The organism is Microbulbifer thermotolerans (genome assembly GCF_900112305.1).
Classification (GTDB): Bacteria; Pseudomonadota; Gammaproteobacteria; order Pseudomonadales; family Cellvibrionaceae; genus Microbulbifer; species Microbulbifer thermotolerans.
Window position 1 is genome coordinate 136,492 of the sequence record NZ_FOKT01000002.1, and the last position, 14,824, is coordinate 151,315.

Here is a 14,824-nt window from a genome sequence, read left to right on the forward strand (position 1 = left end):
CATTTCGAAAACGCACGAGTACTTCCCTGTAGCTCCGACAGATACATCCCTGTATCCGACGGTTTCGAAATGCCCGTCCTATCACCTGAGCTTCACATCCGCCCCCGAAGCGCCTCTGCCACCAGAAAGTGACTTAATCAGAGGTTCCCTCAGCCTTTTTGTAACGAAACATCTAAACGAACGACTAACTACAAAGAAATCACCGCACACTGAGAAGGTTCGCCGACATCGGTTACCATTGCCTGCCTCAGTGTTGCTTGTCCCAGGAGAAGGCTTTGAGCGAAAGTACGGCCCAAAATGCCGGCAAATTAAGCGATGATACGGTACCTTCCGCGCTGATGGATGGTGAGTTCTTGCAGCAGCTGCGCCAGCAGATGTATCGATTCTCCCTGCTGCAGCTGGATGATCCACAGCTTGCGGAAGACGCTGTACAGGAGGCTCTGCTAGGAGCTCTAAGAAATGCCCGGACCTTTGGCGGCCGCGCGGCACTAAAAACCTGGGTGTTTGCAATATTAAAAAACAAGATCGCCGATACGCTGCGCCAGCGCCACCGCTTTGTGGATGCTGACCAACTTCTGCGCAGCGACGCGGAAGAGGATATCGTCGATACACTGTTTAAAGAAAGCGGCCACTGGCACCGCCAGGAACGCCCCGCGCATTGGGAGAACCCGGAGTCGGCAATCCGCGATAAGCATTTCTGGCGCATTTTCGAGGCCTGCCTGGAGCATCTGCCCGCCCGTCAGGCAAAGGTGTTTATGATGCGCGAATTTATCGAGCTGGAAAGCCACGAGATCTGTGCCGCTGCGGAAATCTCTGTCACTAACCTGAATGTCATCCTGCACCGCGCACGCCTTCGGCTGCGGGAGTGTCTTGAAAACAACTGGTTTATTAGGGAGGGGTAGCTGTCATGAAGAAGTGCAGGGATATCACACGTCTGCTTTCTGAGGCGCAAGAGCGTGAACTGACACCCAGTGAGCGCATCAGTGTCAAACTGCATACATTGATCTGTTCCGGTTGCCGGAATTTTGGCAGCCAGGTAGACATACTGCGCCGTATATCCCGGGCCTATGTCCGCGGAGCCGCAGATGAACCTCAGCGTGAAGAGGATTCCGGTGACTGAGGGCTTAAACGGATCACAAACGTAGATTGACCCACCATCTAGGGGCAAGCTCCGACCTCCCGCTCGCATCCATCCAAAGGTTTCCTGGCTCATGTGAATCCGCACCTAGCCCGAGCGCTTTTTGTGGCGATGCGCACCTAACAACAAATTGACTCCTCATTCAACCCGGATTGTGCCTCGTACGGGTACTCTTACCTCCAGAGCGGCTAAGCTCAGATCGGGCTAATCGGGCCTCACACTCATGGAAGTCGGCAATAAACCGGTAATCCAATAACGCGTCGACACCGTTATTTTTCTTGCAATCACAGATAGATAAAAGGACTGCACAACACCGGGCAGAGGAAACACGCATGCCATTCAAGCACATCTTATTGCCCTTAGACGGTTCCTCCACTGCAGAGGAAGCTGTTGCCCACGCCGTGACTTTGGCGAACACCAGCGGCGCGGAGATCCATCTGTTGCATGTTCAGAGATCCCACACCGGCGAGCCCAGTGTCGATCCTGTTGACTGGCGCTTGCGGCGGGCAGAGCTGCGCAGCTATTTGAACCGGCTGGCCGAGCGCCTTACCCGGCGCGATATCCCCGTGACCGTATCCGTTGTAGAAGGGCGGCCTGCCGAGCAGATCGTCGAATACTGCGAAGAAATGCAGATTGACCTCATTGTGTTCACCGCCTTTGGCAAAGGGGGGGTAAGCCGTTTCGCTTTCGGTAGTACCGCACAAAAGGTGTTCAGCGGTTCCGGGCGCTCCTTCATGGTGGTACGGCCAGGGGAGACTCCGGCGGATCCCGAAAAGACTGCTTACCGCCGAGTGCTCGTTTCCATGGACGGTTCGCCGAGATCCGAATGGGTGGCCTGTCAGGTAGCATCCATGATGCGAGGGCAGGAGGTGGAACTGATATTGTTGCAGGTCATTGCGGTACCGGATATGCCGCGGCGTATGCCAATCACCCAGGAGGAGCGTGCTACCAGGGAGAAATTTGTTGAATGTAACCGACGCGCGGCACGGGCCTACCTCGATGAAGTTGCCCGCCAGCTGCAAAACGGCATCACGGTACGCCCGCTGCTAGTTGTCGCTCAAAATGTTGCCGAGCGTATAAACGCTACAGCTATTGAAGAGAGAGTCGATCTCATCGCCATGAGCGCCCACGACTGGCAGAGCGGGGCGCAGCAAGTGACCGGCACCGTCTGCCACACGGTAATGAGTCACAGCGACCGTCCAGTATTGGTCTTCCAGGACCTGCCCGAAGCTCAATTGCAGGCACTGCGCGCCGGTGCCGACTTCTGCCAAATACGCCACCCGACACTTCCGGAAAGTGACGCTGCCCAGCGATGAAACTCAGATTTTGGAAGAAAAATGGGGCCCTCCACGGACTCCGGTCCTTTTTGCGGCCAAAATCAACGAAAGTTACGCCCTCGGCCAATAAATCCGCAGGCCAGAGTGGAGCCAAGCGTGAGCAGGACGATGAACAACAGCGTCAGAATGACATAATCACCCTTGCTAAAGGCCATCAACGTCTGACGGAAAGCAGACGCAGGTACCGGCTTAAATACCACCTCTGGCTGTTGGAAGGGCGGTTTCAGGAAATCTACCGCCGTCTGTCTGCACGCGTGGAAGCGAGAGAGAAGGGGACCCGCAACGAAGAGTGGCTTTTAGATAACCGCCACATAGTGCAGGAAACTGTCGCACTTGTACGCGAGTCCCTTCCCCGCAAGTTTCTGCGTCAACTGCCGAAAGTCACTTCGGTAAACGGACACATCGATCTGCGCGCGCGGGCCCTGGCGGAAACGCTGGTGGCTGACATCAGTCAGCCACTGGATATGGAAAGCATTCTTCAGCTGGTTGACCTGTACCAAACAGAGACCATCCTGACCACAGGAGAGCTTTGGGCGCTGCCAGCCCTTCTGCGCCTGAGCTTGCTGCAGCAGTTGGTGGAACTCGCGGAAGAAGCACTGGACTGTGCGGAGACAGAGAGTGAGGCCTGTGGTGTAGGTATAGCCAGCGCGATTATCAGCTTGCGGGAACTCCGCTCCCACGATTGGCGTGACTTTGTAGAATCCTTAAGCCGGGTTGAACAAGTTCTGCGAGAGGATCCGGCCGCCGCCTATCGCGACATGGATTTCGAGACCCGCGATACCTATCGCAACGTGGTGGAAAAACTCGCCCGCGGCAGTGGCTGTTCCGAAGAGCAGGTGGCCCGGCAGGTGATTGAGCTGAGCGACAGCCAGGCCCCCGATAGCCGCGGGCGCCATATCGGCTACTACCTGATTGGAGATGGCCGTCCGGAATTGGAAAAACGTCTCGGGTTCCGGCCCGACTTTTTCCCGGGTCTCTATCGTCTGCTTTTGCGTAAAGCGCCGAGCGCCTATTTTGCAGCGCTGGCGCTTTTCTCCGCACCACCACTGCTTGCCCTCGCTGTCTATCTGCTGCAACAAGGCACTCCGCTGTTGTTGATACTGCTGATATCAGCGATTGCCGCCGTGCCGCTGACCGGATTGGCCCTGGCGCTGGTGAACGGGCTGATTACCCACAGTCTCCCACCGCACAAATTACCGAAACTGGATTTCGACAAAGGCCTACCGGACACCTTCCGCAGTGCCGTGGTAATGCCGGTCCTCTTTGCGGATGCGGAGGATATGCGCAAGGTTCTGGAGTGCCTGGAGATCAACTATCTCAATAATGATGACCGCAATCTCGTCTATGCCGTACTGAGTGATTTTGCCGACGCCGATAAGCAGCACATCGAGAGTGATAAAGCTCTACTGCAAGCGACCCGGGAAGCCCTGGATGCACTGAACCGACGCTACGCCGATAGCGAGGGAAGGGCGCCTTTCCTTTTGCTGCACCGAGAACGCCGCTGGAATCCCGCAGAAAATTGTTGGATGGGCTGGGAGCGCAAACGCGGCAAATTGCTTGAATTCAACCAGCTGCTCCGGGGGTGCGAGGACACCAGCTTTACCACTTTTTGCGGCGATAAGGCACAGTTGCGGGGAGTCCGCTATGTCATCACTTTGGATGCGGATTCTCAGATGCCCCCGGGTACCGCCCGGCGCTTGGTGGGAACCATGGCCCATCCGCTGAACCGGGCGGAGGTAGACAGTAACGGCCGACGCGTTGTGGCCGGTTACGGATTCCTGCAACCGCGCCTGGAAATTGACCCCGGCAGTTCACCGGATACCGTTTTCACGGAAGTTTTCTCCGGTGATCGCACCGTTGATCTCTATACGCACGCGGTATCCGATGCCTACCAGGATCTTTTTGGCGAGGCCATCTTCGCCGGGAAGGGCATTTATGACCCGCAGGTATTCGAGCGGACACTGGCCGGCCAGCTGCCGGAAAACGCGGTGCTCAGCCACGACCTGCTGGAGGGTGCGCTTGGCGGTGCCGCCCTGCTGTCGGATACGGTTTTTTATGAACAATATCCACCCAACATTTTCGCGCTGCTGCGGCGCAGCCACCGCTGGATACGCGGCGATTGGCAACTCTTACCCTGGCTGCGCCAGCGGGTGACGGTCTCCAGTGGCGAAAAGGTTAAAAACCCTTTGCCGTCAATTCACCGCTGGAAGATCGCCGACAATCTGCGCCGGAGCCTGGAAGCTCCCTGTCTACTGATTCTTTTCTTGTTTGCTTGGACTGGATTACTGCCCGGTGCTGCCTGGCTTTGGACCGTAGGATTACTGGTGCTGGCGGCCGCACCCGTGTGGCTGGAAATGCTGTCCATGCTCTGGCGCAGCCTGGCCGATCCCCGCCATGTACACAGGCACCTGCGCGGAGGCCCAGGGGTTTTGCGACAGCGGGCCCTGCACTGGATTCTTTCGATGGCGCTTTTGCCTTGCCAGGCCTTCAATGCGATGGATGCGATATTGCGCACACTCTATCGCTTGGGCGTTTCCCGCCGCCATCTACTGGAGTGGACATCCGCGGCGCATACCAATCGCGCCTTTGGAAACGGCCTGAAAAACAATGGTGCCTGGCGTGAACAGTGGATATCGCCGGCCTTGGCCATAGCCTCCATCGTCTGCATTCTGGCCGTGGCTCCGCTGAATCTGTTACCTGCCGCCCCCCTGCTGGCGGCATGGCTACTGGTGCCCCTGGTGGTCCACTGGATCAGTCGTCCCTACCGGCGACAGGTGGCTCCCCCCTTGTCCGCGCGCGACAGGCGCGAACTGCGTCTGCTGAGTCGGCGCACTTGGTTCTTTTTTGAATATTTCATGGGCCCAGATGACCACTGGCTGCCGCCGGACAACTACCAGGAGGAACCACTGGCAGCATTGGCAAGGCGCACTTCGCCCACCAATATCGGCTTGGGCCTGCTAAGTATTCTCACTGCCTATGACTTTGGCTACTTAGACCTCAACCTGCTCTTGGCGCGACTCAATAACAGTTTCGAACGCATGCGCGGGCTGGAGCGCTATCGGGGGCACTTCCTCAACTGGTATGAAACCCGTGAGCTGCACCCCTTGAACCCCCGATATGTGTCCACGGTGGACAGCGGTAATCTGGCTGCGAGCCTGCTGACCTTAGCCCAGGGCCTGGAGTCATTGCAGACCCAGCCGCTCAGTGGCCACCAGCTGGTGATGGGGATCGCCGACACACTCGGGGTGGTGGCCGAGACCCTGTTGCCCGCGGAGCCGGCGACCGCCTCAGCGGAAGTGCGCAAAGTGATCGCCGAGATCGAACAGCTGCGTAGAAACCTGGAATCCGGGGCCCAAGAGAAAAACTGGTGGGAGTGCATCGACAAAATCTATGAACGGCAGATGCCGGTCTTGCAAGAACGGGTGCTATCGGTGGTGGAAAGCGATGAGATCAATTTCAGCGCCGAAGCATTGGGACGCCTGCGTCAATGGTTGGATGAGCTGCAGCAGCAGACAGTGGCCGCGCGGCGCCACCAGGAACAACTGGAACCCTGGCAGCGCCTGTTGCAATCGCCCCCATTGCTATACCGGCAAGACGGTGCCTTGGCGGATGGATTCCAAGAACTTGAAGAAGTTCTCCGGGCACCGTTGACTCTGGCATCGCTGCCCCAGAAATGTCAGGTGGCAGAGGCACTGCTCGCAGATCTGGAAAGTGCGCTCAATGCGGAAGGGGCAGAGCATCGCGATGACGCCGTTGCCTGGAACAACAGATTGCGCGCTGCTCTGCGGGAAGCGCAGGCAAATGTCGACGGCTACAGAAGCGATCTACAGCGGTTGGCGGCGCGGGCACGCCAATGGGTCGAAGAAATGGATTTTGCGTTTCTCTATGACCCGGACCGGCACCTGTTCCATATCGGTTACAACGTTACCGATGCCGCACTGGACCCCAACTACTACGATCTGCTGGCTTCGGAATCGCGCCTTACCGGGTTTCTGGCCATTGCCAAGGGCGATGTGCCGGCGCGCCACTGGCGCCACCTGGAGCGCCCTTTCCGGCGGGTGCATCGCAGGGTGGTACTCATGTCCTGGAGCGCGACCCTGTTCGAGTATCTAATGCCGCGCCTGCTGATGGAGACGCCGGACAACAGTTTGATGGGGCGGGCCTGCCGCAACGCAGTGGAAATACATCGGGAGTTCACCGCCGAATTCGATCTTCCCTGGGGGATCGCCGAATCCGGGTATTATGAGTTGGATAGCCATCTGCACTACCAGTATCGTGCCTTCGGCGTGCCGGGGATCGGTTTCCGGCGCGACCTCGGTGAGCGCATTGTCGTCTCACCCTACGCCTCCCTGATGGCACTGCCGTTCGGCGCCGATGCGGTGATGGAAAATCTCCGTCAGTTGAGGGCTCACGGCTGCTATGGTCAGTTTGGTCTTTACGAAGCCATCGATTTTGGCCGCACCGCTAAGCCGGCGCCCCGACGTGCACGTACTGTGCGCTCCTATATGAGCCACCACCAAGGCATGATCCTGCTGGCAATCAATAATTATCTGCACAACGACATAATGTTGCAGCGCTTCCACAGCGATGTACGGATTTCCGGCCTGACTCCGCTGCTGTACGAACGCCTGCCATCCGCGCCGCCAGCACTCAAACCCTGGAGGCGGCCCGGCGTCCAGCGCAGCTTCCGCGCAGAAGTGGCGCTGGAAAATTGGACAGTGTCACCGGCGAGCCCCCAGCCGCACTACAACCTGTTATCCAACGGTCACTACACCCTGGTGTTGGCTGCGGACGGAGCTGGCGGTGCCTATTGGCATAACATCGCGCTCACCCGCTGGCAGCCGGACCCAACTCAGCATCAGTGGGGGCGTTGGAACTATGTGCGGGATTTGGACAGCGGTGAGTTTTTCTCCCTGGGGCTGGCACCGTGTGGCGGCGAAGCAGGGCACTGCAATGCCAACTTCTCTCCCCACCAGGTGGAGTTCCAACGCCGAGAGGCCGGGCTATTTTGTCGTCTGCGCGTCGCCCTCAGCTCCCAGCACGACGTGGAGGTGCGTCAGCTGATCATCAAGAACGAAAGGGACCACAAGCGCCGCTTATTGCTGGCGAGTTACGCGGAGGTGGTGCTCGCGCCGGACAAAGAAGACCAGCGCCACCCGGCGTTTGCCAAGCTATTTGTGGAAAGCCGTTTTCTGGATGACGAACAGGTGATGCTCTACCGGCGCCGCCCCCGCAGCAACGCTGAGAAGCCGGTGTATTTGGCACACTCCATTCTGGTTCAGCCCGGTGTGAAACACCGGCTCGGCTGGGAAACAGACCGCCTGCGTTTCCTCGGCCGCGGTGGTGATCCCGCACATCCTCGTGCACTGGAGAACGGCCTGGAGGGGTTCAGCGGCACCACCGGCCCGGTGTTGGACCCGGTCATCGCCACCGGACAAGAGGTGATCATCCCCCCGCAGTCGGAAATTGAAGTCATCTATCTGACCGGTGTGAGCAGGTCGCGGCGCGAAATCCTCTCCGCCATGCGCAGCTACCGCTCCCAACCCAAAGCGCGCTGGATATTTGATCTGGCGCGCATGCAGTCAGAGCATGAAGTGCGCAACCTGCAAATATCCGGTGGGGATATGCGCTGGATGATGGACCTGCTGTCCGCAGTACTGGCGCCCTCCGGCACTATGCGCGCCCCTTCGCGCGTGCTGGCCCGCAGCCGCCATATCCAGCCGGGGTTATGGAGTCGCGGCATCTCTGGAGACAATCCCATACTGCTGGTGCAAATTCGCAGCGACCAGGAAATCAGCTTCGCCGAGCCCATACTAGAGGCGCACACTTATTGGTGTGGGCGCGGCATTGCGGTGGACTTGGTCATACTTGACGAAGAGTCCGCGGGTTACGCACAGCAAACCCGCGACCGGCTTCAAGACATGATCGCCGATATACGCGGCCGCACACTGCGCAAACTGGCTGGCTCAGTGGTGCTTGTCGCGGGTCAGGAGTTACCCGGCGTGGAACGCATTCGCCTGTTGGCGGCGGCCCGGGTCATTCTGGATTCCGCGGCCGGTCCCGTGACTGCGCAGCTGGAAGCGGCGGCTTCGTCTTTGCAGGCACAGTTACAGCCACTGCCGCCCTTTGTGCCCGTGCACCCCTCGGATCGTGTGCCACAGCCTACACCGCTTTTGGAGCGGCCTGCCGACCTGCAATTTGACAACGGCATCGGCGGCTTCAGTGCGGATGGGCGCGAATACATATTGCATCTGCAACCTGGGCAACGCCCGCCGGCGCCCTGGGTAAACGTTATTGCCAACCCAAATTTTGGCTGTCTGGTATCCGAGGGCGGTTCCTGCTGCACCTGGAGCGGCAACAGTGGTGAACACCGGCTGACCGCCTGGAATAATGACCCGGTGCGCGACCCCAGTGGCGAAGTACTCTACCTGCGGGACGAAGAGACGGCGGAGGTATGGACGCCGACACCGGCACCGCGCCCCGCCGATTCCGCCTACCAGGTTTGTCACGGTGCGGGCTACAGCGAGTTCCGGCACAACAGTCACGGTCTGAAGCAGACGTGGCGGATTTTTGTCGATCGTGAAGCGCCAGTGAAAATAGGGCGCCTCACCCTTACCAACTGCTGGGACAGCCCGCGGCGGCTCACGGCCACATACTACGTAGAATGGGTTCAGGGCTTGGTCCGCGCCACCAGCTGGCCGCATCTCGTCAGTGAGTATGTGTCAGAAGAGGACGTTTTGCTGGCACGCAACGCTTTTGTCCCGGATGCGAAACCGGGGGTGGCCTTCCTCACGTCAAACCTGCCGGCACATGGGCTGACCACCGATCGCCACGAATTCCTGGGTAGATCCGGTGGGCTCCAGGCACCGGAAGCACTTTTCCGCATTGGCCTTTCCGGCCGGGTACAATGCGGTATCGACCCCTGCGCCGCGTATCAGGTCCACATCGACCTGAAAGCGGGGGAATCCCAGCACATCTATTTCGTAATGGGGGAGGGGACAGATCGCAGCAAGGCCCTGGCGCTTGCGGCGAAATTCCGCCAGCCGGAGATGGCAGAAAAGGCGCGCGCGGAAGTCGAGGACTTTTGGGAAAACTACCTTGGCACAATACAAGTGGAGCTGCCCGATCGCGCAACCGAGCTGATGCTGAATCGCTGGCTGCCCTATCAGACACTGGCCTGCCGGCTTTGGGGCCGAAGCGGCTTTTACCAATCCAGTGGCGCCTTCGGTTTCCGCGATCAATTGCAGGATGTGCAGGCTCTATTATGGACCCGCCCGGATTGGGCGAGGGCGCACATACTGCGCGCCGCCTCACGGCAGTTCCAGGACGGAGACGTACTGCACTGGTGGCATGAACAACCCCTGCGTGGCGTACGCACCCGCTGCTCCGATGACCTCCTGTGGTTACCTTTTGTCACTGCTCAATATATTCGCAGTACCGGGGACTACGGGATTTTGCACGAGCAGATTCCCTATCTGCAGGGAGCACCTTTGGCCAAGGACGAGCATGAGCGCTATGCGGAATATGAAAGCAGTGAGGAGTCCGGCTCTCTGTACGAGCACTGCTGCCGCGCCATTGAGCGTGCCGGCGCAGTGGGCCCACACGGACTGCCGGTCATTGGCAACGGTGACTGGAATGATGGCTTTAACCGTATCAGCACCACTGGCCGCGGAGAAAGCGTATGGATGGGGTGGTTCCTTCTGCGCGTATGCCGGGATATGGCACCTTTGTGTGACTACATAGGTGACAGCGCCCTGGCAAACCACTACCGTCAGCTTGGCGAAAATCTCCGCCAGCAGGTGGAGGAGAGCGGTTGGGACGGAGCCTGGTACCGCCGTGCTTATTACGATGATGGTACCCCCGTAGGTTCCAAGGACAGCGACGAATGTAAGATCGATCTTATTGCGCAAACGTGGTCGGTGCTGTCGCAGGAACATCCGACCGACCGTTCTCGCCAGGCAATGGAATCCGCCTACAAGCATTTAGTGCGCGAGAAGGCGCGGCAGATATTGCTGCTGACACCGGCATTCGACCGCACCAAAAAGGACCCGGGCTACATTAAAGGCTACCCACCGGGCATACGCGAGAATGGCGGCCAGTATACCCACGCCGCCACCTGGGCGGTCTGGGCTGCCGCCGGGCTCGGTCAGAGTGAACGCGCCTGGCATCTGTTCAATTTGATCAATCCCATCACACATACCTCCGACGCCGCGGGCGTACACCGTTATCGCACCGAACCCTATGTGTTGGCGGGTGATGTTTATGGCGTTCCGCCGCATGTGGGTCGAGGCGGTTGGACCTGGTATTCCGGGGCATCAGGATGGTTGTACCGCGGGGCCATTGAAGCGTTGCTCGGCCTGCAAATGGTCGGTGGAGACACCCTTGAAATTAGACCCTGCCTGCCGGATTCCTGGAGTCACTACCGGGTGCATTTAAGATTCAAGAGCAGCTGCTATGAAATTGATGTGCACAACTGTGGCGGTTGTCCTTCGAGAATGGCTGAGCTGACCCTGGACGGCGTAACACTGGACGACGAGCGGATCCCGCTCGTGGATGACGGTACAAAACACCGTGTGAAGGTGGTTTTCGATAAAGTAAAGGCGCAAGCGATCTGAGCTAAGACATTTCGGATGGGTTGTGGGATATCCTTGGAGCCATGGGGCCAGGCGAGAAGCTCAGGTGGGTGGCGGAGTATTGATGTAGGAATTATTAATTTAACATAATATATATTATGCGAACTAAATATTGTTGTGGAATCCAGCGCGGGATACGGGTCTCAGCGCCGCTCTGTGCTCCTCCTGCGCATAAATGCCTGCATCCGGTTGGTCGCCACCAAGCAGACAGTCCTATTATTGGAAGATGAATCACATCAACCATCGGCCCCGATGACAAGGAGACTGGTGACAATGTCCGGTGAACAAGCGCATACGGCGATTTCCAGAAGCGTGACAGAAAAGCTGCGCAACGGTCAGGTGGTGACAATCCGTCCCATGGAAAAGAGCGATATAGAGTTGGAGCGGGCATTTATCACCAATTTATCACCGGAATCCCGCCATTTCCGTTTTCTAGGGGGTATCGGCGAGCCCAGTGAACAGCTGCTGAAGCAATTGACGGATATTGACCACGACGAGCGGGAGGCGTTTATCGCTCTACTGGAGAGTGACAAAGGGCCGCTGGAAATCGGTGCGGCGCGCTATATTCTGGAAGCATCGCGCACAGCGGCGGAATGCGCCGTAGTGGTGGCGGACGATTGGCAGATGCAGGGATTGGGGACCCTGCTTCTCAACCGCCTGATAGAGTCGGCCCGTGCGCGCGGTGTTAAACACCTTTATTCCATTGACTCGGCAGAGAATATCAAACTACGCGATGTGGCACGCAGTATGGGGTGGGACTGCCACACGGACCCGCAGGACCATACTCAGGTCATCTTCACCCTGGATCTAAGTGCAACATAGCCCGATCAACGCTGAAACCCACATTTGCGAAAGGCCATCGCTGCGTATTGCGGCGGCAGTTGGGCGCCAAGCAGCTCATACCGGTATGCGGTGAAGATCTCAATCGCCAGTCGCTTCCCATCTTAGGTTATGTATGTCTTCAGACTGTCAGCCGTTTTCCGCTTGCGCCAGCGAGTGATGGACAATAGCAGCTCCATCGCTAAAAGCTGCAGCAGTGCCACTGTCAAAAGCGTTACCCATTCTCTGGCGCTCACCGGAGACACCCCGAGCAGGTCCTGCATCAAAGGTGAGTACAGTGACAGGATATGAATTCCCTGCCCGGCTAATGTTCCCAGCAATAGTATTGGATTGGAAAACAGTGGCTGGCGGAATATGGAACGGTATTCGGAGCGGCTATTGAATACCTGTACGTTCTCAAACAGCACCATCAGCAGCAACACGCTGTTGCGCGCTGCATCTACCTCCCAGCCTTGCTCCAACAACCAGTAGAAACAGCCGAAAGCAAGCCCACCCATCACAAGTCCGGCGGTAATCACACGGCGTAACATCAGTGGATCGAACAGAGATTCTTGGGGGGAACGGGGCGGTCTTTGCATTTCGTCACCCTCGCCGGGTTCCAGCGCGAGTCCGATACTTTGCACACTGTTGGTGACCAGGTTGAGCCACAATAGTTGCACGGCGGTCAGTGGTAAGGGCAGACCGAATGCGGTGGTAAGAATAAACAGTACGACCTCCGCTGCCCCGGTGGATATCAGGAAAAAGATCACCTTACGGATATTCCGATAGGCGATACGCCCCTCTTCCACTCCGGCCACCACCGAGGCGAAATTGTCGTCTGCGAGCAGCAGATCCGCGGACTCCTTTGCCACCTCCGTTCCTTGCTCCCCCATGGCCACACCAACATGGGCACTGTTGAGCGCCGGCGCATCATTGACGCCATCACCGGTGACCGCCACAAATTCTCCCTGGCGCTGGAGCGATTGCACAATGGTTAATTTTTGCTCTGGAGATACTCGCGCGTAAACTCGCGTATCGGCGGTCAGCGCGTCCACTGCCGCTTCTCCCCTTGCTTCGGCCTGCGCTAAATCGGTGCCGGTAACCGCTTTGTCGCCCTGCTCTGCCAGTTTTAGCTCTCGGGCAATGCTGAGCGCGGTATGCGGGTGGTCGCCGGTGAGCATACACAAGTGGATGCCCGCTTGTTTACATTCCTCTACGGCGGCGGCGGCCTCTGGGCGCAGAGGGTCAAACATCGCCGCCAATCCCAGCAAACAGAGGTTTTGCAATTTTTCTTGCGATAGCGTTTCCGATTCGCCCAACTCTCCTTCCGCAAGTGCCAGCACCCGAGCGCCCCTTTCCGCGAGACGATGCATTTGCTCAGTAATGGATGCACTGTCCAGGGGGACATCACCGTCGGCGGTGGCCATACGGCTACACATGGGTAATAGTTTTTCCAATGCACCCTTCACGCAAACCAGCTGCCGCCCCCCCTGCCCTTGCGGATTCGCATGCGATGTAGCAGCAAATCCAAGCGCCGGCTCGTAATGTATCTGCCCCTTTAACGGATATGTCTGCAGCAATTGCGCCCGACTAAATCCCGTCTTGTGGGCCATAACCAGAAGCGCTTGGTCAACAGCATCACCGCTGCTGTGCCACTGACCATTTTCCAGCGGGTGCAACTCTGCCTCGTTGCACAGGGCGGCGGCCCGGGCTACCCGCGCCATTATGGCGTGATCGACAGGGGGTGACTGCGGATGCGACGGTAGTATGCCGCCGTCCACGGTAAACCCCTCGCCATCACAGAAAGCGACTTCACTGGCGGTGAGTCGATTTTCTGTCAAAGTACCGGTCTTATCTGCGGCAATCACGGTACAGGACCCGAGACTCTCTACCGCCACCAGTTTGCGGACGATCACATTGCGCTTGACCATGCGGCGGGTGGCGATGGAGAGCACCACGGTCAGTGCCATCGGCAGCCCCTCGGGAATAGCGGACACAGCGAGAGCAACTGCCGTCATGAAAATCACCAGTGGCGGAGTGTCTCTGGCCAGTTCGATTGCGGCGAGAATGGCCACTGTCGTCAGCAGTGCGATTGTGAGTTTTTTACTAAAGCGCTCAATCCGTTGAAAAAGTGGTGGCTGAACCGTCTCGGCGGATTCCAGGGTGAGGCTCAATTTACCCATTTCCGTATGCAGTCCCGTGGCTGTCACCAGACCGCGGGCACGGCCACTTGTAACAAGGCCGCCTGCAAAACATTGATTGATTCGCTCTGCCACCGGTGTATCGGCGTCACACAGCAGGTCGCTGTTCTTGCTAACCGGCAACGATTCTCCAGTTAAAACAGATTCATCGACCTCGAGCCCGACAGACTCCAGCAAGCGAAGATCAGCAGGTACCCGATCGCCCGAGGCAAGTAGCAGCAGGTCACCAGGTACCAGCGACTCCGCATCAATCTCCAGTATTTCTCCGCCCCGAATAACCCGCGCGCGACTCACCATTAGTTTGCGTAGTGCCTGGGCGCTGCGGTGCGCGTGATACTCCTGCAGTGCGCCGATTAGCGCATTCAGCAGAAGAATCAATCCGATAAATGTGGCGTCGGCAAATTTACCGGCAATCAATGAAACCACCATTGCCGCCAGCAGCACATATATCAACGGGCTGACAAATTGCCGCAGAAACAAATGGAGAAACCCCGGCAGCCGGGGCTGTGGCAATGTATTGGGGCCATATGCGGCAAGGCGGTGGTTGGCCTCCTCCACCGATAACCCTTCTTCACCGCTATCGAGGCGATTTGCGGCTTCCTTTGCTGGTAAGCAATGCCACTGGCGTTGTGCATCCGTGTCGGTCATTTTGGCTTTGGCGCTGTCTGGCTGCGCAGTGATCGAGGTGAACATACA

At 58.1% G+C, this 14,824-nt stretch carries 6 protein-coding genes; 5 read left to right on the forward strand and 1 reads right to left on the reverse strand.

Features of this window, described 5'->3' with window-relative positions; translation table 11 throughout:
* Positions 1-275 precede the first annotated feature (275 nt).
* The 5 genes from BM155_RS03135 to BM155_RS03155 all read left to right on the forward strand — a co-directional run bounded on the left by BM155_RS03135 (position 276) and on the right by BM155_RS03155 (position 11,930).
* Positions 276-902 carry an RNA polymerase factor sigma-70 gene (locus BM155_RS03135; protein WP_082817442.1) on the forward strand — a complete coding sequence of 209 codons (627 nt, stop codon included), beginning with the start codon at positions 276-278 and terminating at the stop codon, positions 900-902.
* Between the two features lie 5 nt (positions 903-907).
* Positions 908-1,120, forward strand: coding sequence for a zf-HC2 domain-containing protein (locus BM155_RS03140; RefSeq protein WP_074901052.1), 213 nt, complete (start codon positions 908-910; stop codon positions 1,118-1,120).
* A gap of 350 nt (positions 1,121-1,470) precedes the next feature.
* Complete coding sequence (locus BM155_RS03145; RefSeq protein WP_067153286.1) at positions 1,471-2,454, forward strand: universal stress protein; 984 nt, start codon at positions 1,471-1,473, stop codon at positions 2,452-2,454.
* A gap of 50 nt (positions 2,455-2,504) precedes the next feature.
* Positions 2,505-11,090, forward strand: a complete 8,586-nt coding sequence (locus BM155_RS03150; RefSeq protein ID WP_175487744.1) for a GH36-type glycosyl hydrolase domain-containing protein — start codon at positions 2,505-2,507, stop codon at positions 11,088-11,090.
* Between the two features lie 291 nt (positions 11,091-11,381).
* Positions 11,382-11,930: a GNAT family N-acetyltransferase gene (locus BM155_RS03155; protein WP_074901054.1), complete on the forward strand. Its 549-nt coding sequence runs from the start codon at positions 11,382-11,384 to the stop codon at positions 11,928-11,930.
* A gap of 122 nt (positions 11,931-12,052) precedes the next feature.
* On the opposite strand, the gene BM155_RS03160 is transcribed toward BM155_RS03155, so the two are convergent.
* Positions 12,053-14,821 carry a cation-translocating P-type ATPase gene (locus tag BM155_RS03160; protein ID WP_217641414.1) on the reverse strand — a complete coding sequence of 923 codons (2,769 nt, stop codon included), beginning with the start codon at positions 14,819-14,821 and terminating at the stop codon, positions 12,053-12,055.
* Positions 14,822-14,824: the final 3 nt, after the last annotated feature.

What these genes read in the sequence shown, in the direction of transcription:
- BM155_RS03160 (WP_217641414.1), bottom strand. Translation starts at nt 14,821, where the DNA reads ATGTTCACCTCGATCACTGCGCAGCCAGACAGCGCCAAAGCCAAAATG.
- BM155_RS03140 (WP_074901052.1), top strand. Translation starts at nt 908, where the DNA reads ATGAAGAAGTGCAGGGATATCACACGTCTGCTTTCTGAGGCGCAAGAG.
- BM155_RS03145 (WP_067153286.1), top strand. Translation starts at nt 1,471, where the DNA reads ATGCCATTCAAGCACATCTTATTGCCCTTAGACGGTTCCTCCACTGCA.
- BM155_RS03155 (WP_074901054.1), top strand. Translation starts at nt 11,382, where the DNA reads ATGTCCGGTGAACAAGCGCATACGGCGATTTCCAGAAGCGTGACAGAA.